This window comes from Micromonospora sp. D75, assembly GCF_018070405.1.
In the GTDB taxonomy this organism is placed as follows: domain Bacteria; phylum Actinomycetota; class Actinomycetes; order Mycobacteriales; family Micromonosporaceae; genus Micromonospora; species Micromonospora chalcea.
Genome location: NZ_JAGPXV010001146.1, coordinates 1 through 605 on the forward strand (window position 1 = coordinate 1; position 605 = coordinate 605).

The window sequence follows — 605 nt, forward strand, 5'->3', positions numbered from 1 at the left end:
GAACATCGACGAGCCGTCCCCGCACGTGGACTGGACGGCCGGGGCGGTCTCCCTGCTCACCGAGTCCAAGCCGTGGCCGGAACTGGACCGCCCCCGCCGCGGCGGCGTCTCCTCCTTCGGGGTCAGCGGCACCAACGCCCACGTCATCCTGGAGGAGTACCGCCCGCGCGTCGCCGAGGCGGCGACCGCCGACGGCGGGCAGGCGGACGGGACCGGCGCCGTCGAGCCCGCGCGCCGGCCGGGCCTGGTCGCCTCGGACGTGACCCTCTGGCCGGTGTCGGCCCGGTCGAGGACCGCCCTGGGCGGGCAGGCGGCCCGGCTCGCGGACTTCCTGCGCAGGCGCGGCGAGATCGATCCGGCGGCGGTCGGCTGGTCGCTGGCCACCACCCGCTCGACGTTCGACCACCGTGCCGCCGTCGTCGGGTCGACCGCCGACGAGCTGCTGGTCGGGGTGGACGCCCTCGCCGCCGGCCAGCCGGCGGGGAACCTCGTCACCGGTACGGTCACCAGCGCCGGCGCAGGTCCCGTCTTCGTGTTCCCGGGTCAGGGGGCGCAGTCGGCGCGGATGGCGGCCGGGCTCGTCGGTCGTACGCCGGTGTTCGACG

1 protein-coding gene is annotated in these 605 nt (G+C 77.0%); it reads left to right on the forward strand.

Annotated features, from left to right (window positions below):
- Nucleotides 1-605, forward strand: a 605-nt coding sequence (locus KBX39_RS32555; RefSeq protein WP_282102512.1) for a ketoacyl-synthetase C-terminal extension domain-containing protein, incomplete at both ends; no start/stop codon positions are given.